Origin of the sequence: Sphingomonas sp. CCH9-E2, assembly GCF_001557215.1 — a bacterium.
In the GTDB taxonomy this organism is placed as follows: domain Bacteria; phylum Pseudomonadota; class Alphaproteobacteria; order Sphingomonadales; family Sphingomonadaceae; genus Sphingomonas.
In genome coordinates this window covers 1-18,667 of record NZ_LSJM01000356.1, presented here as the reverse complement: position 1 = coordinate 18,667, position 18,667 = coordinate 1, and the positions used below count along the sequence as shown (strand labels likewise).

Below are 18,667 nucleotides of genomic sequence, written 5' to 3'. Positions count from 1 at the left end.
CCTTCGCCGCCCTCGATCCGCTCGAGCCGGGTCGCGAGCGTTGCGGTCAATTCGGCGAGGTCGTCGGGCTGGACGCGGTGCTTGCGGGCGAGGCCGCGCAGTTCGAACAGTCGGGCCTCGTCCGCCTCCAGCGCGGCGGGGTCGAAGGCGAGCGCCTCGGCGGCGGTGTCGATCCCTTCCTGTGCGGTGCCGGCTTCGACGAGTGCGCGGTCGAGCGCGGCGAGGGCTTCGGTGAGGGCGGGGTGGTCCTCGGCGATCCGCTCCAGGATGCGCGCGGCCTGGCGCAGCCGGGTGAGCGCGCCGTCCGATCCGTCGATGAGTTCGGCGATCGCCTGCAACTCGCCCGCGATCTTCTCGCCGCGCTGCATCGTCGCGCGGCGTTCGGCGAGCACGGCTTCCTCGCCCGGTTCGGGAGCGAGTTTGGTGAGTTCGGCGACGGCGTGTTCGAGCCATTCGCGGTCGCGCGCGGCGCTTTCCTGTTCGGCATGCGCGGCGGCGAGCGCGTCTTCGGCGTCGCGCAGCGCGCGATGGGCCGTGGCGACGGCAGCGGTGTCGGCGCGCGCGAAGCTGTCGAGCAAGGCGCGATGGCCGCGCGGATTGAGCAGGCCGCGATCGTCATGCTGGCCGTGGATCTCGACCAGCAGTGCGCCCAGTTCGCGCAGCAACCCGGCGGAGGCGGGCTGATCGTTGACATAAGCGCGGCTGCCGCCATCGGCCTTGACCAGGCGGCGGATCGTCAGCGGTTCGGACGGGTCGTGGTCGAGGCCGCTGTCGCCGAGCAGCGCGGCGATCGGGGCGGGGTCGGCGGGTTCGAAGCTGGCGGTCACCACCGCCTGCGCCGCGCCCTGTCGCACCAGGCCGCTATCGGCGCGTGCACCGAGCGCGAGGCCGAGCGAGTCGAGCAGGATCGACTTGCCCGCCCCGGTTTCGCCGGTGAGCACGCCGAGGCCGGCGCCGAAATCGAGGTCGAGCGCCTCGATCAGCACCACGTCGCGAATGGAAAGCGCGGTCAGCATGCGCCCGCATTACCCCTTTTTGTTCCGCTATGGGAGAGGGGATTGGTCAGGAGCGTCGCGCGCTTAGTTGGTGGCGGGCGCTGGGCTGGGCGTTTCGTCGCGCGCCGGCGGACCGGCGGGGGCAACGAGCGCGGGCACCGGGACCGGCGCGCCATGCTTTTCGACCAGCTCATAGGCGCGCTGATACCATTCGGTACCGGGATAGTTGGCGCCGAGCACGGCCGCGGCCTTCTTCGCCTCGTCCTTCACGCCGAGCGCCAGATAGCTTTCGGTCAGGCGCATTAGCGCTTCGGGCGTGTGGGTGGTGGTCTGATATTGATCGACCACGGTGCGGAAGCGGATCACGGCGGCGAGCCACTGGCCGCGCACCTGATAGTAACGCCCGACCTCCATCTCCTTGCCTGCGAGGTGATCGCGCACGAGGTCGATCTTGAGCCGCGCATCGGCGGCATAGCGGGTGTTGGGATAGCGGCGGTTGAGTTCGCCGAGCGAATCGAGCGCCTGCTGCGTGATCTTCTGATCGCGCGTCACGTCGCTGATCTGCTCATAATAGCTGAGCGCGATCAGATAATAGGCATAGGGCGCATCGCGGTTGCCGGGATGGACGGCCAGGAAGCGCTGCGCCGACTGGATCGACTGGGTGTAGTTCTTGTCCAGATAATAGGAGAAGGCGCCCATCAGCTGTGCGCGGCGCGCCCAGACGGAATAGGGGTGCTGACGCTCCACCTCGTCGAACAACGCCGCGGCAAGCTTGTACTGGCCGCGGTCGAGCCGGTCCTTGGCCGTGGTGTACAGCGTGCCGACGTCGCGCGCGACATAGGGCAGGTCGGCACGCTTACCCGCGCCACTGGCGCAGCCGGCGAGCGGAAGGGCGATGGCAACAGCGACGAGCGCGAGCGAGCGGGTGGAAAGCATACGCATCGCGCCGGTTCTTAGCCGAGCCTTGCGGTCTGGCGAAATGTTTTTTCGGGGTGGTTGCGGCGAACGGGATCGCGGGCCAGAATCCGGCGTTGTCGCGAGACCGTGATGTGCCCAACCCTGGAGTATCGATGCCCGCGCAACTGCTCGCCATGCACCGAGTCGAAAAGCCCTGGGGCCGCCATCGGCTGTGGCCAGGCTTTGACGATCCGGCTCCTGACGGCGAACCGGTGGGCGAGGTGTGGTTCCAATCGCCCGGCGATGCCGCACCCGACCTGCTGATCAAATATCTGTTCACCAGCGAGAAGCTGTCGGTTCAGGTGCATCCGGATGACGCGGCGGCGCAGGCGCGGGGGTTGCCGCGCGGCAAGGATGAGTGCTGGCTGATCCTCGACGCCGAACCCGACTCGACGATCGCAATTGGGCCGCGCGGGCCGATCGACGCCGAAATGCTGCGGGCGGCGGCGCGGGACGGGTCGATCGTCGACCTGCTCGACTGGAAGCCGGTGCGCGCCGGCGATTTCTTCTACGCGCCCTCGGGGACGGTGCATGCGATCGGCGCGGGGATCACGCTGATCGAGGTGCAGCAGAATAGCGAAACCACCTATCGTCTGTACGATTATGGGCGCCCGCGCGCGCTGCATCTCGACGACGGGGTCGATGTCGCGGTGCTGGAGCCATGGGTGCCGCTGGCAAGCCCCGGCATCGTCGAGCATGGGCGCACGATCCTGGTCGAAGGGCCGAAATTCGTGCTCGAGCGGTGGATCGGCGGAGACCGGATGATCCGGCTGCCGCACGGCGCGACGGGCTGGCTGGTGCCGGTGCGGGGCAGCGGCGATGTCGATGGAGTGGCGTGGCGGGCAGGCGACTGTGTGAGTGTCAGCGGCAGCGCGGTGCTGACCGCGTCGAGCGATGCCGACCTGCTGTTCGCCTATCCCGGCGACACGCGCATCTGAAGCTGGCCGATTGATGAACGCGGGGTAGTTTCTCGTTCACGCAACCTCATTGCAGGCAGAGCCGTTTAGCTCCGCACAGAAGATGCAGGAGAAGTTGCATGCGTACCCCCCTTATCGCCGCGATCATGGCGTCGGTTGCCCTGGCACCGGTCCCGGCTATGGCGCAGCAGTCGCCGCGCGAGACCAACCGCGAATATCGCGAAGAAGTGCGCGACGCGCAGCGTGACTATCGCCGCGATCTGCGCCGCGCCGACACCCCCGCCGAGCGCCGTGCTGCCGAGCGCGAATATCGCCGCGATGTGCGCGACGCGCGGCAGGATCGCCGACAGGAGCTGCGCGACTGGCGTCAGTATCGCAACTATGACTGGAACCGCCCGGCGCGCGGTCAGCGCTATTACTACGCCGACGACTATTATCGCGACGGGCGCTATTATCAGGAGCGTCGCCTGACGCGGCAGGACCGCATCTATCGCGGGCGCGACGGGCGTTACTATTGCCGCCGCAACGACGGCACGACCGGCCTGATCGTCGGCGGCATCGCCGGCGGCTTCCTGGGCAATGCGTTGTCGAATGGCCGCTCGAACGTGCTCGGCACGCTGCTGGGTGCAGCCGGTGGCGCGGCGCTGGGCGCGTCGATCGATCGCGGCAACGTGCGCTGCCGCTAAGCCAAGTGATGGAGCGCCCCGGCTGTCATGGCCGGGGCGCGTCCGTCAGATCAGATCAGGCCGCCGGTCAGAAACAGGCGCAGCCCGCTGATCACGAGCACGACGATGTTGAGGTTCCGCCCGGCCGTGCCGCTCGACAACAGTCCGAACACCAGACCGACGACTGCAATCGGGAAGGCGATCCAGTTGACCAGCGGTAGCAGCGGGATGGGCAGAATGCCGATCAGCGCGATGAGGAGCGCAACGGCACCGGTGATGAGCGAGAGAATGTTCAGCATAACGGCAACATGGCTCCTTCGAGGTGTTTTGGCAAGATAGCACACTTGGTCCGGTTAACCAATATGAACGGACCCGTCGCCGGTGCGACACGCCGCGACACAATAACGACAATCCCGCCAAATCGCTGCGACATACCGGCACCATAACGGACACAGCCGCCGATGCGGCGACGAATTTGAAGAGGAGACGTTCGATGAAGAAGTTCACACTGATGATTGCCGGTCTCGGCATCGCCGCCGCCACGGTTCCCGCCGCCACTGCGCAGGCGGGCTGGCAGAATATCAACCAGCGCCAGGCGCAGCTCGATCAGCGGATCGACCAGGGTGTGCGTACCGGCCAGCTCAACCGGAACGAGGCGGCGCGCCTCCGGGCGGAGTTTCGCGGCATCGCGGACCTCGAAATCCGCTATCGCCGTTCGGCGCCGGGCCTGACGGTTGCCGAGCGTCGTGACCTCGACCGTCGTTTCGACGCGCTGTCGCGCAAGATCCGCTGGGAGCGTCAGGACAATCAGGGTGCGGGCAATGGCTGGTGGAACATCAACCAGCGTCAGGCGCAGCTTGATCGCCGGATCGATCAGGGCGTGCGTAGCGGCCAGCTGACCCGTGCCGAGGCGGTTCGCCTGCGGGCCGAGTTCCGTGGGCTCGTGGCGCTCGAGGCGCGCTATCGCCGGACTGCTCCTGGCCTGACCGTCGCTGAGCGGGCTGATCTCGACCGGCGCTTTGACGCTCTGGCACGCAAAATCCGCTGGGAGCGCCGCGACTGGCAGAACCGCCGCTAAGCCTCAGCGATAACCTCAGATGATGACGGCCTCCGCAGCCCGGTGCGGGGGCCGTTTCGCGTCAGCGGATCGGCTTGCCGCTGTCCTTCCAGCGATCGAGCACCTGCGACTCCGCCGGCTCGGCATAGCGGGGGAGGACATCGCCGCTCTCTGCTTCCGCCCTGCGCGGGGCGGGGCGCTCGGTGCGCGGCATCGGGACCGAGGGCGTGGGGCGGAGCAGGGGGTTGCCCGGGCGCTGGACTGCGCCGACCGCCGCGACCGGGGTCGGCTGTGGCGCGGGTTTGGCGGCATCCGGGGCGGGCGTGGCCGTCGCGACCTGAACCTTGGGGCCGGGGACCGGCTCGCCGCCGCGATAGTGTTGCGTGAAGGCAGCGCCAGTGCCCCAATAGCCCTTCCAGCGATGGAAGAAATGCGCGCCGAACACGCCGGTCATCACCAGCGAGGTGTTCCAGCGCGGGGTGACGGCGTGGGTGTGGTAATGCGTTGCCATGCCGACCGGCGCGAACACCTCGCCCGCGAGCGCCGCCGACGCGACGCGCGCCGCGCGGTCCCAATATTGGCGCGACGGCTTGCGCGCCATCGACCCGTCACAGGCAAAGCTGAACTGGCAACCGGCGCGTTCCGACCCCTGATAGACCACGCCACAGATGGTGGCGGGGAAGGTGGGGTGGCGCGCGCGGTTGAGGATCACCTGCGCCACCGCACGCTGGCCGTCATCGGGTTCGGTCGCGGCCTCGTAATAGATGGCCGTGGTAAGGCACTGCAGCGCGCGGGCCTTGTCCTGCGCCGATCCCCGCAGCTCGAACGGCGGTGCGGGGCGGATGGTCGGATCGATCACCGCGCCGTCGGGAACGGGCGCGTCGGGCAGGTCGACGGTGCCGGTCGCGCCCTGGGCCGAAGGGACGGCGGCATCGTCATCGGCCAGCTGGTAGAAGGCCGCACCGGGGAAGTGATCGTCGGCCTCATAGCCGGTCGGCTTCGGCCCGGCACGCTGCGCGCCCTGTTCGGACGCGTGCAGCGCGGTCAGCCCGGCATGCGCGGAAAAGCCGGCACCGATCAGCGACGCGATCAGCGCCGCCGCAAGGCCCCTCAGCTGTACCCGTGTCATCCGCCGCAGCATGCTCGTCCCGCCGGGAGAATCCCGAGCCTGCGCCATAGCGTGGCGGAGGTTTAAATTCTGCTGCGGATTTGGGCGCGTCCCGGGGTGAAACGGTTGATAGTTAAGGTAATATTAGGGGTGTTGGGACTAGGTGAAGCCACACTCATAATAGTCTCTCCACACCGGCCGACACCAGACCAGGTCTCCGCCGAACAGTCTGGTCACGCGATCCGGCGCGCGGAATTTTCCCGTGATTGGATCAAAGCCATCGGCCTGAATCATTTCGCCGGTCGGGTCGTAGATCAGTGCGGTCCAGTTATCGAGCAACCCCTCTGGAAAGAAAGCAACACGCACCGGTGGTCCGGGATCGGTCCAGTAGGACACTCCCTTGAACTCGCCTTGACCATCGGCGGATGGGGCGACCTTTTCCTTGGCGATGATTTCCTCAAACCGCTCATGATAGATGGCAATCTGCGCGACGTGACCGACGCGCCCGCCTGCCTGCCCGAGCGGAAAGAAGGCAAGGATCGCAGGTGCGAGCATCAGTGGCGGAATCAGGATCCCGCCGACGCGACGCAGCGGCGGGTCGCCCAAAGGCGTCGTGCGCCATGCGGCGATGGACCACCGAACGGTAACCGCTATCGCGATCAGATAGACGGCTGACAAGCCGACTAGCATCAGCAAGCTCAGGACGAATGGGAGCCAAACTGCCAGAAGGCCAAAGCAGAACGGGACCATGGCGAGCGCAGCATACCACTTTAGCCAGCGCTTCAGCTGTTCGATGCCCTCATCGGTCATGTGCCCCTCCAGATGTCCGCCTAACGGGTAGGCGGCACATTGGAGAGTGTCATGAGGTAAATCTGAGCTTTTGGTGGGACGTGCCTCCAAGACCGATGGCCTGCGCGGATAAGGCCCCACCCCAACCCCTCCCCTGAAGGGGAGGGGCTTAAAGGCATCACTTCAACGTCGCGCTGTCCAGGTTGAGCGCGGTGGCCGGGATGACCTCAAGCTGCGGGTAGGTCTTGCGCAGTTCGTCGACGAACGTCTTGGCGTCGCCGACCACGACGATGCTCGCGCTGGCGGGATCGAGCACCTTCTTGGCTGCGGCCTGCACCGCCGCCGGATCGACGCTCTGGATCGACGGTATGTAGCTTTGCAGCGTGCCGAGCGGGACGCCGTCGGCGACATAGTCGGCGAGCGCGCCGGCGATGCCGTCGGTGCGTTCGATGCGGCGGCCGAAGCCGCCGATCAGCACCGCCTTGCGCGAATCGAGTTCGGCGGCGGGCACCGGCGCGGTGCCGAGCTTCGCCATCTCCTCCGCGATCAGCTTGACCACTTCGGGCGCGGACGGGTTCTTGGTTTGGGTCGAGGCGGTGACGATGCCAGGTGACCGGCGTGCATCGACGCTGCTGCCCGCGCCATAGGCCAGGCCGCGTTTGATGCGGATTTCGCGGTTGAGGCGCGAGGTGAAGCCGACGCCGAGCGTGGCGTTGGCGACCTGTGCCGCGTAGAAATCCTTGTCGGTGCGCGCGATGCCCGGACGCGCGACGACGACGCCGGCCTGGCCCGCTTCGGGCAGATCGACGACGATGACGCGCGGCTTGGGCGCCGCAGTGACCGGTGCGGCAACGTAGGTGACGTTCCCCGGCTTCCAGTCGCCGAACAGCTTCTGCGCCAGCGCGGTTGCATCCTTGGCAGCGATGTCGCCGACGACGACCAGCGCCGACTGGTCGGGGCTCCAAGCGCGGGCATAGGCGCTGGCCACGTCATCGCGGGTGATGCGCGGCAGCGAGGTGGGGGTGCCCGACAGCATGTTGCCATAAGCGCGGCTGCCGAACACCGCGCGGCTGGCGGCAATGCCGGCGAGCGCGGCGGGATCCTTGAGCTGAACCGTCACGCCGTCGACCGTCTGCTTGCGCGCACGGTCGAGTTCTTCCTGCGCAAAGGCCGGGTTGCGCGCGACATCAGCGAGGACGGTGAGCGCGGGTTCGACCTGATCGGCCTTCACCGTCACGGTGGCGAAGGCCGCGTCCCAGTCGGCGCCGGCACCGATCGACCCGCCGAGCGATTCGATCTGCTGCGCAATCTGTTCGGCCGAGCGGGTGGTGGTGCCCTTGGTCAGCAGCGCTGCGGCGAGCGATGCGGTGCCGGCCTTGCCCGCAGGGTCGCGCGTACCGCCTGCGGGCGCGACGACGGTAGCGGTGACGATCGGCAGATCGCGCTTTTCGACCACGATCAGGCGCATGCCGTTGGCGAGCTTGCTTTCCGCCGCGGTGGGAATGGTCGGCGAAACCGGGGCGCCGGGCACGGGGACCGCGATGCGCGTTTCGGGGCTGGCCTGGGTGTGGATCACGATGTCCTTGGGCGCGACCAGTGCCGCCACCTTGACCGTGTCGGCGATGCCGACGCTGTCGCCCTTCGCATTCGGCGCTTCGGGCAGATAGGTGAGCGCAGCGGACTGGTTATCGCCGAGATACTGGCGCGCGACGCGCTGGACATCGGCGGCGGTGACGCGGGCGATGGCGGCAAGCTGCTGGTCCGCCGCCCTGGGATCGCGGCTGACGATGATCGACGCGGCAAGGGTGGATGCCTTGCCTTCCGCCGTCTCGCGGCTCTTGAGCGCGCTGGTCAGGATCTCGTTCTTCGCCTCGGCCAGTTCGGCGGCGCTGACCGGCGTGTCGCGCAGCTCGGCGATTTCGCGGCGCATGGCCTTTTCGCCGTCCTCCGCCGACTTCCCGCCAGCGAGGATCGCGTACATCGCATAAGCGCCGGTCGACTGGCGCGAATCGAGGAAGGTGTCGGCCTGCACCACCAGCTGATCGCGATAGACGAGGTTGCGGTAGAGGCGCGAATTCTCACCCCCCGACAAGATTCCGTCGAGCACGGCGAGCGCGGCCATGTCGGGATGGTTGTCGGGCGGCAGCTGATAGCTGAGCAGCACCGCAGGCAGCGGGGTGTTGGCCTCATAGACCGTCTTGCGCACCGCCGTGGTGCGCGGCGGCTCGGCAACGGTGACGCGCGGGATCGGGCGGTTGGGTTTCGCGATTGGCGCGAAATATTTGTCTACCCATTTGTCGAGCTGGGCCGGATCGAAATTGCCCGCCACGACCAGGACGGCATTGTCGGGCCGATAATAGGTTGCGTGGAAGGCGCGGATATCGTCGATCGTCGCGGCATCGAGATCCTCGATGCTGCCGATGCCGGGGCGGGCATAGGGGTGGACGCTGTAGGAGATGTTGGGGAAGTAGATGTAAAAGAGCTTGCCATAGGGCGAGGCAAGTACGCGGCTGCGCAGCTCTTCCTTCACGACATCGCGTTCGGAGGCGAACACCTTCTCATCGACCACCAGGCTCGCCATGCGGTCGGCTTCGGCGAACAGCAGGCGTTCGAGGTGGTTGGCGGGGACGACCTCGAAATAATTGGTGTAGTCCGAATTGGTGGAGGCGTTGTTGTACCCGCCGACATCCTCGGTCAGCCGGTCCATCTGTTCGTCGACCAGGTTCTTGGTGCCCTTGAACATCAGATGTTCGAACATGTGGGCAAAGCCCGACTTGCCCGCCGGATCGTCCTTGCTGCCGACATCGTACCACACCTGGACCGACACGTTGGCGGTGCTGGTGTCGCGGATCGCATAGACCTTGAGGCCATTGGGCAGGGTCCGCTCGGTAAAGTTGAGCGGGGCGACGGCGATCTGTGGCTGGGCGGCGGCGGCAGGGGCGGGCGCCGCCTGTTGCGCCTGCGCGGCGAAGGGAAGCAGGGCGGCGCTGAGATACAGCGCGGTGCGGGTGAGGCGCATCAGTTCGGTCTCCGGTCGGGAGGGGAGGGGGTCAGTCTTTCTTGCGGCTGCGCGCGGCGTAGATCACCGCGGCGGCGAGCGCGGCGGAGCCGATGCCGATGCCGATCTTGGCCAGGGGCCATTTCTTCGCGTCGCCGGGCTTGGGCGTCCCTTCTGCACGTTCGGCGACTTCGCGGGCCTGGCGCGCAGCGGCGGTGATTTCGTTGGCGATCTCTTCAGCGGCGTCGGTCTTGTCGGTCACTGGATACTCCTTGGTGGTACAGGAGTAGGGCAGCGATGGAGCGGGTGCAATCAGTCGCGGCCGCCATAATATGCTGCGCGGAACTCATTGGCGAAGGCGGTCAGCTGCCCCGCAGCAATCGCCGCGCGCAGCTCGGCCATCAGCCGCTGATAGAACCACAGATTATGTTCGGTCATCAGCATTGCGCCCAGAATCTCGCCCGAGCGGACGAGGTGGTGGAGATAGGCCTTGCTCCACCCGGCGACCGGCGAATCGGGATCGAGCGGGGTCTGATCCTCGGCGAATTTGGCGTTGCGGATGTTGATCGGGCCGTTGCGCGTGAACGCCTGGCCGGTGCGGCCCGAGCGGGTCGGGAGGACGCAGTCGAACATGTCGATCCCGCGCTCGACCGCGCCGACAATGTCGTCGGGCTTGCCGACCCCCATCAGGTAGCGCGGCTTGGTCGCGTCGAGCTGGCCGGGGGCATAGTCGAGGCAGCCGAACATCGCCTCCTGCCCCTCACCCACCGCGAGACCGCCCACGGCATAGCCGTCGAAGCCGATGTCGAGCAGCGCGTCGGCGCTGGCCTTGCGCAGCCCTTCGTCGAGCGCGCCCTGCTGAATGCCGAACAGCGCGTTGTTGGCGGCATGCTCGCCGCCTGCGTCGAACGCGTCGCGCGACCGCTTGGCCCAGCGCATCGAGCGTTCCATCGCCGCCGCCTGAACCTCCCGCGTCGAGGTGGTCGGGACCAGTTCGTCGAACGCCATGACGATGTTGGACCCCAGCAGCCGCTGAATCTCCATCGAGCGCTCGGGGCTGAGCATGTGGCGCGTCCCGTCGAGATGCGACTTGAAGACGATCCCTTCCTCGCTGCGCTTGGTGAGGTCAGACAGGCTCATCACCTGATATCCGCCGCTGTCGGTGAGGATTGGGCGGTCCCAGCCCATAAAGCCGTGCAGGCCGCCGAGCCGGTCGATCCGCTCGGCACTTGGGCGCAGCATCAGGTGATAGGTGTTGCCAAGGATGATGTCGGCGCCAGATGCGCGCACATCCTGCGGCTTCATCGCCTTGACCGTGGCGGCGGTGCCGACCGGCATGAAGGCGGGGGTGCGGATTTCGCCGCGCTGCATCGCAATCGTGCCGGTGCGCGCCTTGCCGTCGGTGGCGTGGATGGTGAAGGTGAAACGGGACATAGGCGTCCGATGCTGCGTTGAGGGGATAATGGCAAGCGAAGCTGACGATGCATTGCGCGAATCGGCGCGCCACCGGGGCCTGAAGCTGGTCAAATCGCGGCGGCGCAAACCGGGCGGCGATTTCGGAAAGTTCGGGCTGACCGACGCTGCGGGCAAGCAGCTGTTCGGGTTCGGTGCCGATGGGCTGACCGCGAGCGCGGAGGATATCCAGACCTATCTGCGCGGCGCGATGCGCAGCGACTGGCAGGAGGCGGCGAAAGGGTTGCCCAAGCGCAAGGCCCCGCCGCCGCCCAAGCCAGCGCCCAAACCGCGCCTGCGCAAGCTGAAGCTCGACAACCTGTTCGCGCGCCTGCCCTCGGCGAAGCGCGGGGAGGTGTTCACCGATCTGCTCGCGCGGCCCAAGGTGCGGATCGAGCGGATCGTGTCGCTGGGGCAGGCGACGCCGGAAGATGCGCCGATGGTGCAGGACGCGGACGAGTGGGTGATCCTGCTCAAGGGCAGCTCCGCGATCCGGTTCGAAGATAGTGCCGAAACGCCGTTGGCGCCGGGCGACTATCTGCTGATCCCGGGCGGGACGCGGCACTGGGTGACGCGCACCGATCCGCATGGGCCGACGCTATGGCTGGCGGTGCATGTCGGCTGACGTGCGGACGAACGCCACGACCTGATCGGGGGTGGAAAAGGCCAGATCGGGGTTGAGGTGCGCGAACGCCTCGGGCTCGGCATAGCCCCATAGCACCGCGCCAGCGCGAATGCCCACGGCGCGGGCGGCGTCGATGTCGCGGGTTTCGTCGCCGAGTGAGATGATCCGTTCGGGCGCGATGCCGCTCTGGCGCAGCACCTGGCGGAATTTGGGTGCCTTGCCGAACAGTGACGCGCCGCACGCCCACCAGCTGAACCGCGCGGCATTTTCGGGGCCGAGCACCGCGCGGGCATTCGCTTCACTGTTCGATGTGACGAGCGCGAGCGGGATGCCCATGGCTTCGATCGCGGCCAGCATCTCGGTGACCCCGGCGAACAGATGCACCTTGTCGGTGTTGCGCCCGAACAGCTTGCGGACATAGCGGGCGATGAACGGCAGTTTCCAGCGCGGGATGCGCAGATGGCTGATCACGTCGCGCGAGGTCATTTTGCGCAGCGGCTCGATCTCGTCGGGTGCGACCTTGCGGAAGCCGTACCGGTCGGAGAGGTGATCGACGATCGACAGGAACCAGTTGCCGCTGTCGGACAGGGTGCCGTCGAAATCGAAGATGACGAGGCGCAGCGGCTGAACGGGTTCAGTCATGTCCGGCTCCATGGCCGCCATGCAGCCGGCACGGGTCGCTGTCGCCGATCTCGATCTGCAGCGTCATGTGGTGAATGCCGAACTCATGCTCCAGCCGGTGCTGGACATCGTGCAGGAACGCGTCACCGGGGTGACCGTCGGCCATCTGGAGGTGCGCGGTCAGCGCAACCCGGGTCGTGCTCATCGGCCAGATATGCAGGTCATGGACGCGCGCGACGCCGGGCAGGGCGGTGAGCGCGTGCTCCACCTTCTCCGCATCGATCCCGGGCGGGACGGCGTGGAGCGCCATCACCACCGAATCGCGCAGCAGGCCCCAGGTGCTCCACAGGATCACCGCGACGATCAACAGGCTGAGCGCCGGGTCGATCCACGCCTTGCCGGTGAACAGGATCAGCGCGCCGCCAACCACGACGGCGGCCGAGACCGCGGCATCGGCGGCCATGTGCAGATAGGCGCCGCGGATGTTGAGATCATGCTTGCTCCCGCGCATGAACAGCAGCGCGGTCGCGGTGTTGATGACGATGCCGATGCCCGCGACGATCATCACCGTCGCGCCGGGAACCGGGGCGGGGGAACCGAGCCGCTGCACCGCCTCCAGCGCGATCGCGCCGACCGCGAACAGCAGCAGCACGGCATTGGCGAGCGCGCCGAGGATGGTCGAGCTGCTCAGCCCATAGGTGAACCGCCGGGAAGCCGGGCGCTTGGCGAGCGATGCGCCGCCCCAGGCGATCAGCAGGCCGAGGACATCGGACAGATTGTGCCCGGCATCGGCGAGCAGCGCCATCGATCCGGTGGCAATACCCGCCAGCCCCTCGACCAGCACGAAGCCGAGGTTGAGCACGGTGCCGATCGCGAAGGCGCGGCCGAAATCGGCGGGTGCATGGGAGTGGCCATGGCCCGAATGGCTATGCCCGGCGGGGCCGTGATGATGGTGAGAGCCGTGCATCGCGCCAACCTTAGCCGCAGTGCGGCAGGAGATGCTAGGGTGTGTACTCGACCCCATGCTGGTCGAGTACAGACCCTAGGGCATCAGTTCAGCGGTCGCGCTTGCGACGATCAGGCTGCTGGCCGGGCGTGGGCAATGTGCGCACCGTGAGCAATTCGCTGCGACGCAGCGACCCGTCCTTGTCGGCGTCGAAGCGGGTGAAGAACAGATCGAACCGCGCCTGAAGCTCGGTCAGCGTGATGCGATTGTCGCCGTCGGCATCGACCTCAAACGGGCTGGGCAGGGCGTTGCGGTTGCCGAGCCAGCGCTCTGCCCAGTCGCCGAACGCGATATAGCCGAGCGCAGGCTGGCCCTTGGCGCTGAGCTCGAAGCTGCGGCGCAGCCCGGCATCGAACTCGGCGCGGGTGACGATGCCGTCCTGATCACTGTCGAACGTCGCAATGGCCATGGCCACCGGCTCGGCGATCATCAGCGGGATCGGGGCGGGGGCGGCGCCCGGCTGTTGCCCGCCGCGCAGATCGACGGTGACCGGCATCCGCGCACGGTTCGGCATGTCCTCCGGCGATTGCTGGAGCGCGGCGAGCAGGGCGAGGGCAGCGATCATGCGCGGGTCTCCGGGAGCAACAGGCTCGAATCGCCATAGCTGTAAAAGCGATAGCCGGTGGCGATGGCATGCGCATAGGCGGCCTGCATCCGCTCCAGCCCCATCAAGGCGCTGACGAGCATGAACAGGGTCGAACGCGGCAGGTGGAAGTTGGTGATCAGGCCGTCGATCCCCTTGAAGCGGTAGCCGGGGGTGATGAAGATCGACGTGTCGCCTTCGAACGGGCTGATCACATTGTCTTCGCCCGCCGCGCTTTCGATCAGGCGCAGGCTGGTGGTGCCGACGGCGATGACCCGGCCGCCGGCGGCGCGGACGGCGTTGAGCCGGTCGGCGGTGGCGGCGTCGATACGGCCCCATTCGGCGTGCATCTTGTGGTCGTCGGTATCGTCGGCCTTGACCGGCAGGAAGGTGCCCGCGCCGACATGCAGCGTCAGCGTGGTGTGGCCGATCCCGGCGGCATCGAGCGCGGCCATCAGCCCCGGCGTGAAGTGCAAAGCGGCGGTGGGGGCAGCGACGGCACCGGGTTCGTCGGCGAACATCGTCTGGTAATCGTCGGCGTCGCGTTCGTCGGTTGGACGCTTGGCGGCGATATAGGGCGGGAGCGGCATGCGCCCGGCGCGCTCCAGCAGCAGCTCGACCGGTTCGTCGCCGGGGAAGAACAGGGTGAAGCTGCCATCGTCATGCCGCGCTTCGGCGGTTGCGGTGACTTCGTTGCCGAAATCGATGGTATCGCCGACCTTCAGCCGTTTGGCGTTGCGGATGAAGGCGATCCAGTGGCGCGGGCCTTCGCGCTTGTGCAGCGTCGCGCCGATCCTGGCCCCAGACGCGCCTTGCGCGTCGTCTTCTCGGGCGCCCCGCGTCCCTTCGAGCTGGGCGGGGATGACGCGGGTGTCGTTGAATACCAGCATGTCCCCGGCGCGGAGCAGGGCGGGGAGGTCGGTGACGATGCGGTCGTCGGTCTTGTCGCCGTCGAGCAGGAGGAGGCGGGCCGAATCGCGGGGGCTGGCCGGGCGCAGAGCGATCCGCTCCGGCGGCAGCTCGAAATCGAACAGGTCGACGTTCATTGCGTCTGTCTCATTCCTCCCCCGCATCGCAGGGGAGGATTGGAGTCACTTGCCCGGGCCAGCCGGAAGTGCCGCCGGTTCCGTGACCGGGGTTGCCGGCGCCGCGGTGAAGGGCGGGGGATTGTCGGCGGCGATATAGGCACGGACGATCCGGGCCGGGTCCGCCGGCGGCTCGCCGCGCGGGATCGCGTCGACCCACTGCATGCCGTCGAGCACGCGGCCGAACACGGTGTATTTCTGGTCGAGCTGAAGCCGCGGGGCCAGCATGATGAAGAACTGGCTGTTCGCGCTATTTTCATCCTCCGCGCGCGCCGCGGCGACCGCGCCGCGCACATGGGGGAGGTAGTTGAACTCCTTGGGCAGGTCGGGCAGGTCGCTGCCGCCGGTGCCGTCGCCCTTGGGATCGCCGCCTTGTGCCATGAAGCCGTCGATCACGCGGTGAAAGAGCAGGCCGTCATAGAATTTGCGGCGGGTCAGTTCCTTGATCCGCTCGACCGCCTTGGGCGCGACATCGGGGCGCAGCCAGATGGTGACGCGGCCGCCGGTCGACAGGTCGAGAATCCACAGATTCTCTTTGTCCGTGGTCGCGGGAGGCGCAGCGCGGCCGGCCGGGCCGGGGACATATTGAGCTGCGGCCGGCATCGCGAACAGCGACGTCAGCAGGGCAAGAAACAGGGCAACAAGACGCATCGACATCCCCACCGGACTTATAAAACTGGAGCGGCTTAGAGCAAATCGCCGCTTGCGGCAAAGTGAATGCGGCGGGCACCTGCACCGGCGATTGCGACCGCGCCGAAAGCTGACAAAGTTACGGGCAACGCGCTTTATTCTGTCAGCTTCCGGCCACGGATGTGCCGCGTGCGGCCATCGTGATTCGAGGCTATGCCGGTTGGGGGTTTGTAGGAAAGCGGTTTTTGCGGCTCGTCTCTATCCTGCCCCGCCCGGGGGAGGTGGCACGCGAAGCGTCACGGGGGGGAGGAAGGGTTGTCGCATGAAGGCGGGGGACACAGCCGTCCTCCCCCTCCGTCGCTTGCAGCGACACCTCCCCCTGGCGGGGGAGGATTAGGGAGGCGGTCAGCTGCCCTTGCGGCCGATCTTCTCTACCCGCGCGACCACCTCGTCGCGGACGGTGGGGGGGACGAACTTGGCGATCTCGCCGCCGAACAGCGCGATTTCCTTGACCAGGCGGCTGGCGATCGGCTGGAGCGAGACGTCGGCCATCAGGAAGACGGTTTCGATCCGGCCGTTGAGCTGCTGGTTCATCCCCGCCATCTGATATTCGTACTCAAAGTCTGCGACCGCGCGCAGGCCGCGCACGATCATGCTCGCGCCCTCACGCTCGGCAAAGTCCATCAGCAGCGAATCGAAGCTGACGACGTGAATCTCGCCGTCGAGGTCCGCGACCTCGCGCCGGACCATGTCCATCCGCTCCTCGACCGTGAACATCGGGTTCTTCGACGGGTTGGTGGTCACGCCGATGACGAGCCGGTCGACCAGCTTTGCGCCGCGCCGGATGATGTCCATATGGCCGAGCGTGATCGGATCGAAGGTGCCGGGATAGACGCCGGTGCGGGTGGTCATGGGTTCGGCTCCCTATCGGGTGAGCGGGCGGGTCAGCGGTCGCGTTCCAGCACGAAGCGGGCGATGGCGCGGAGGAGGTCGGCTTCGGGGCCGTAGCTGTGAAGGTGGGCGATCGCCTGATCGACGAGCAGCTGGGCCTGTTCGCGGGCGCGGTCGATGCCGAGAAGGGAGAGGAAGGTTTCCTTGCCCGCCGCTTCGTCCTTGCGCAGCTGTTTGCCGACCGCGTCCTGATCGCCCTCGACGTCGAGAATGTCGTCGGCGATCTGGAAGGCGAGGCCGATGTCGCGGGCATAGCCGCGCAGGCCCGTGCGCCCCTCCGGCGGAAGGCGGCCGAGGATCGCGCCGGCCTCGACCGAGCAGGCGATCAGCGCGCCGGTCTTGAGCGCCTGGCAGCGGGTGACGGTGGCGAGGTCGAAGCTGGTATTCTCCGCAACCAGATCCATCATCTGGCCACCCGCCATGCCCGAGGGGCCGGATGCCTGTGCCAGATCGGCGATCAGTTCGGCGCGGACGAACGGGTCGGCATGGGTGTCGGGATCGGCGAGGATTTCGAAGGCGAGCGCGTGGAGGCAGTCGCCGGCGAGGATCGCGGTCGCCTCATCAAATGCCTTGTGCACCGTCGGCTTGCCGCGGCGCATATCGTCATCGTCCATCGCGGGCAGATCGTCATGGATCAGCGAATAGACATGGATCGCCTCGATCGCCGTCGCCACGCGCGCGGTGCAGCGGCGGTCGACCGCGAACAGCTGTGCCGTGGCGAAGGTGAGCAGCGGGCGCAGCCGTTTGCCGCCGCCGATCGCGGCGTGGCGCATCGCTTCATAGAGGCGCGCGCGCGGGTCGGCGGGGACCGCGAGGAAGTGATCGAACTGACGGTCGATCTCTGCCGCGACATCGCGCAGCGCGGTTTCGAGGGTCTGGCTGGCGTCGGCCACGTCCGCGCTCATCCTGCGGCGAAGGGGGTGGTGCCGGTGACGATGCCGCTGGCGTCGGCGCGCACCTGTTCGATCCGCGCCTGAGCCGCGTCGAGGCGGGCCTGACACTGGCGGCGCAGCGCGTCGCCGCGCTCGTACAGGGTAATCGCCTGATCGAGCGGCACATCGCCGGTTTCGAGCTGTCCGACGATCCGCTCAAGTTCGCGAAGGGCGTCTTCAAAGGACAGGGCGGCGATGTCGATCTGGTCGGTCATGGCGATGCTATGCGATGGCGGCGGAACCAATTCAACCTCCCGCGATTGGCGGAGCGTTCCCATATGGCCTGCAAAGGAGTGCGCGCATGTTTACCAGCATCAATCCGGCGACGGGCGAACCGGGTGAGCGCTTTGCCGAACTGGACGGCGATGGCGTCGAGGCGGCTTTGGTGCGCGCGGATGCGGCGTTTGCGTCGTGGCGGGTCAGTCCGGTGGAACAGCGGGTGGCGTTGCTGAACGCGATTGCCGACCGGTTCGAGGCCGGGAAGCAGCACCTTGCCGAGACGGCGACGCGCGAGATGGGCAAGACGCTGGCGTCGGCGGTGGCCGAGGTGGAGAAATGCGTCGTGGGCTTCCGCTATTATGCCGAGCATGGGCCGGACTTTCTGAAGGGTGAAGAAGTCGCACTGCCGAACGGGCGGGTGGTGACGCACTGGCTGCCGCTCGGGCCGATCCTGGCGATCATGCCGTGGAATTTTCCCTATTGGCAGGTGGTGCGCTGGCTCGCGCCGACGATTTTGGCGGGGAATGTCGGGTTACTCAAGCACGCCTCGCTGACGCAGGGGTGCGCGGCGCTGATCCAGCAGATGGTCAGCGCGGCGGGCGCGCCGGACGGGCTGTTCCAGAATTTGGCCGTGAAGTCGGACAAGGTGTCGCGGATCATCGCCGACAAGCGCGTGGTCGCGGTGACGCTGACCGGGTGCGAGGGGGCGGGGGCCAAGGTGGCCGAAGCCGCCGGGCGCGCGCTCAAGAAGGTGGTGCTGGAACTGGGCGGGTCGGACCCGTTCGTCGTCATGCCCTCGGCCGATCTCGATGCGGCGGTGAAGACGGCGGTGAAGGCGCGCATCCAGAATGCCGGGCAAAGCTGCATCTGTGCCAAGCGGATGATCGTGCATGCCGATGTCTATGACGCGTTCGCGGAGAAGTTCGTGGCGGCGATGGACGCGGTGAAGATCGGCGATCCGATGGAAGACGGCGTCGAGATGGGGCCGCTGTCGAGCGTTGAGCAGCGCGACACGGTGCTGGAGCAGCTGGAGCATGCGGTGGCGGCGGGGGCGACGTTGCATGGCGGGGAGAAGAT

21 protein-coding genes are annotated in these 18,667 nt (G+C 67.3%); 5 read left to right on the top strand and 16 right to left on the bottom strand.

The annotated features are described in order from the left end of the window. Together AX681_RS16680 and AX681_RS16675 are read right to left on the bottom strand one after the other, a co-directional pair. A partial coding sequence (locus tag AX681_RS16680; protein ID WP_156456120.1) for an AAA family ATPase occupies positions 1–1,016 on the bottom strand: 1,016 nt, incomplete at its 3' end. Positions 1,017–1,079: 63 nt separating this feature from the next. Further along, the gene (locus AX681_RS16675) at positions 1,080–1,937 is read right to left on the bottom strand and encodes an outer membrane protein assembly factor BamD (RefSeq protein ID WP_066665271.1); all 858 of its coding nucleotides are present in this window, start codon (positions 1,935–1,937) and stop codon (positions 1,080–1,082) included. Between the two features lie 128 nt (positions 1,938–2,065). Between AX681_RS16675 and AX681_RS16670 the strand changes: the two genes are divergently transcribed. Beyond that, complete coding sequence (locus tag AX681_RS16670) at positions 2,066–2,890, top strand: class I mannose-6-phosphate isomerase (protein WP_066665269.1); 825 nt, start codon at positions 2,066–2,068, stop codon at positions 2,888–2,890. Positions 2,891–2,988: 98 nt separating this feature from the next. Beyond that, positions 2,989–3,555: a glycine zipper 2TM domain-containing protein gene (locus tag AX681_RS16665; protein WP_066665263.1), complete on the top strand. Its 567-nt coding sequence runs from the start codon at positions 2,989–2,991 to the stop codon at positions 3,553–3,555. A gap of 50 nt (positions 3,556–3,605) precedes the next feature. On the opposite strand, the gene AX681_RS16660 is transcribed toward AX681_RS16665, so the two are convergent. Continuing rightward, the gene (locus tag AX681_RS16660; protein WP_066665260.1) at positions 3,606–3,833 is read right to left on the bottom strand and encodes a hypothetical protein; all 228 of its coding nucleotides are present in this window, start codon (positions 3,831–3,833) and stop codon (positions 3,606–3,608) included. Positions 3,834–4,027: 194 nt separating this feature from the next. Between AX681_RS16660 and AX681_RS21560 the strand changes: the two genes are divergently transcribed. Beyond that, on the top strand, positions 4,028–4,612 hold the full coding sequence (locus AX681_RS21560) for a hypothetical protein (RefSeq protein ID WP_082738186.1): 585 nt from the start codon (positions 4,028–4,030) through the stop codon (positions 4,610–4,612). A gap of 61 nt (positions 4,613–4,673) precedes the next feature. Here the strand turns inward: AX681_RS21560 and AX681_RS16650 are convergent, their stop codons facing one another. From AX681_RS16650 to tgt, 5 genes are all read right to left on the bottom strand, one after another. Further along, positions 4,674–5,720 carry a cell wall hydrolase gene (locus AX681_RS16650; protein WP_066665275.1) on the bottom strand — a complete coding sequence of 349 codons (1,047 nt, stop codon included), beginning with the start codon at positions 5,718–5,720 and terminating at the stop codon, positions 4,674–4,676. A gap of 138 nt (positions 5,721–5,858) precedes the next feature. Continuing rightward, positions 5,859–6,509: a hypothetical protein gene (locus AX681_RS16645; protein ID WP_066665256.1), complete on the bottom strand. Its 651-nt coding sequence runs from the start codon at positions 6,507–6,509 to the stop codon at positions 5,859–5,861. Positions 6,510–6,666: 157 nt separating this feature from the next. Further along, complete coding sequence (locus AX681_RS16640) at positions 6,667–9,507, bottom strand: M16 family metallopeptidase (protein ID WP_066682507.1); 2,841 nt, start codon at positions 9,505–9,507, stop codon at positions 6,667–6,669. Positions 9,508–9,538: 31 nt separating this feature from the next. After that, the gene (locus tag AX681_RS16635; RefSeq protein ID WP_066663295.1) at positions 9,539–9,748 is read right to left on the bottom strand and encodes a hypothetical protein; all 210 of its coding nucleotides are present in this window, start codon (positions 9,746–9,748) and stop codon (positions 9,539–9,541) included. A 50-nt stretch (positions 9,749–9,798) separates the two neighbouring features. After that, positions 9,799–10,920, bottom strand: coding sequence for a tRNA guanosine(34) transglycosylase Tgt (gene tgt / locus AX681_RS16630; protein ID WP_066663293.1), 1,122 nt, complete (start codon positions 10,918–10,920; stop codon positions 9,799–9,801). 28 nt (positions 10,921–10,948) lie between these two features. Here tgt and AX681_RS16625 point away from each other — a divergent pair, with 28 nt between their 5' ends. Next, positions 10,949–11,563, top strand: coding sequence for a cupin domain-containing protein (locus AX681_RS16625; protein WP_231733817.1), 615 nt, complete (start codon positions 10,949–10,951; stop codon positions 11,561–11,563). On the opposite strand, the gene AX681_RS16620 is transcribed toward AX681_RS16625, so the two are convergent. From AX681_RS16620 to AX681_RS16585, 8 genes are all read right to left on the bottom strand, one after another. Further along, positions 11,537–12,205: an HAD hydrolase-like protein gene (locus tag AX681_RS16620; RefSeq protein ID WP_066663300.1), complete on the bottom strand. Its 669-nt coding sequence runs from the start codon at positions 12,203–12,205 to the stop codon at positions 11,537–11,539. The genes AX681_RS16625 and AX681_RS16620 overlap by 27 nt on opposite strands. Then, complete coding sequence (locus AX681_RS16615; protein ID WP_066663290.1) at positions 12,198–13,151, bottom strand: cation diffusion facilitator family transporter; 954 nt, start codon at positions 13,149–13,151, stop codon at positions 12,198–12,200. The genes AX681_RS16620 and AX681_RS16615 overlap by 8 nt, the downstream gene beginning before the upstream one ends. Before the next feature lie 88 nt (positions 13,152–13,239). Beyond that, a complete protein-coding gene (locus tag AX681_RS16610) occupies positions 13,240–13,755 on the bottom strand; it encodes an EF-hand domain-containing protein (RefSeq protein ID WP_231733816.1) in 516 nt (171 codons plus the stop codon). Beyond that, positions 13,752–14,819 carry a tRNA preQ1(34) S-adenosylmethionine ribosyltransferase-isomerase QueA gene (gene queA / locus AX681_RS16605; RefSeq protein WP_066682505.1) on the bottom strand — a complete coding sequence of 356 codons (1,068 nt, stop codon included), beginning with the start codon at positions 14,817–14,819 and terminating at the stop codon, positions 13,752–13,754. The genes AX681_RS16610 and queA overlap by 4 nt, the downstream gene beginning before the upstream one ends. Before the next feature lie 45 nt (positions 14,820–14,864). After that, positions 14,865–15,509 (bottom strand): peptidylprolyl isomerase, encoded by a 645-nt coding sequence (locus tag AX681_RS16600; protein ID WP_066662295.1) that lies wholly within the window; start codon positions 15,507–15,509, stop codon positions 14,865–14,867. 384 nt (positions 15,510–15,893) lie between these two features. Further along, a complete protein-coding gene (gene coaD / locus AX681_RS16595) occupies positions 15,894–16,400 on the bottom strand; it encodes a pantetheine-phosphate adenylyltransferase (RefSeq protein ID WP_066662278.1) in 507 nt (168 codons plus the stop codon). Between the two features lie 32 nt (positions 16,401–16,432). After that, the gene (locus tag AX681_RS16590) at positions 16,433–17,344 is read right to left on the bottom strand and encodes a polyprenyl synthetase family protein (RefSeq protein WP_066662281.1); all 912 of its coding nucleotides are present in this window, start codon (positions 17,342–17,344) and stop codon (positions 16,433–16,435) included. Continuing rightward, positions 17,341–17,586, bottom strand: a complete 246-nt coding sequence (locus AX681_RS16585; protein WP_066662298.1) for an exodeoxyribonuclease VII small subunit — start codon at positions 17,584–17,586, stop codon at positions 17,341–17,343. Before AX681_RS16585 ends, AX681_RS16590 begins: the two co-directional genes overlap by 4 nt. An 86-nt stretch (positions 17,587–17,672) precedes the next feature. On the opposite strand from AX681_RS16585, the gene AX681_RS16580 reads away from it, so the two are divergent. Further along, a partial coding sequence (locus tag AX681_RS16580) for an aldehyde dehydrogenase family protein (protein WP_066682503.1) occupies positions 17,673–18,667 on the top strand: 995 nt, incomplete at its 3' end.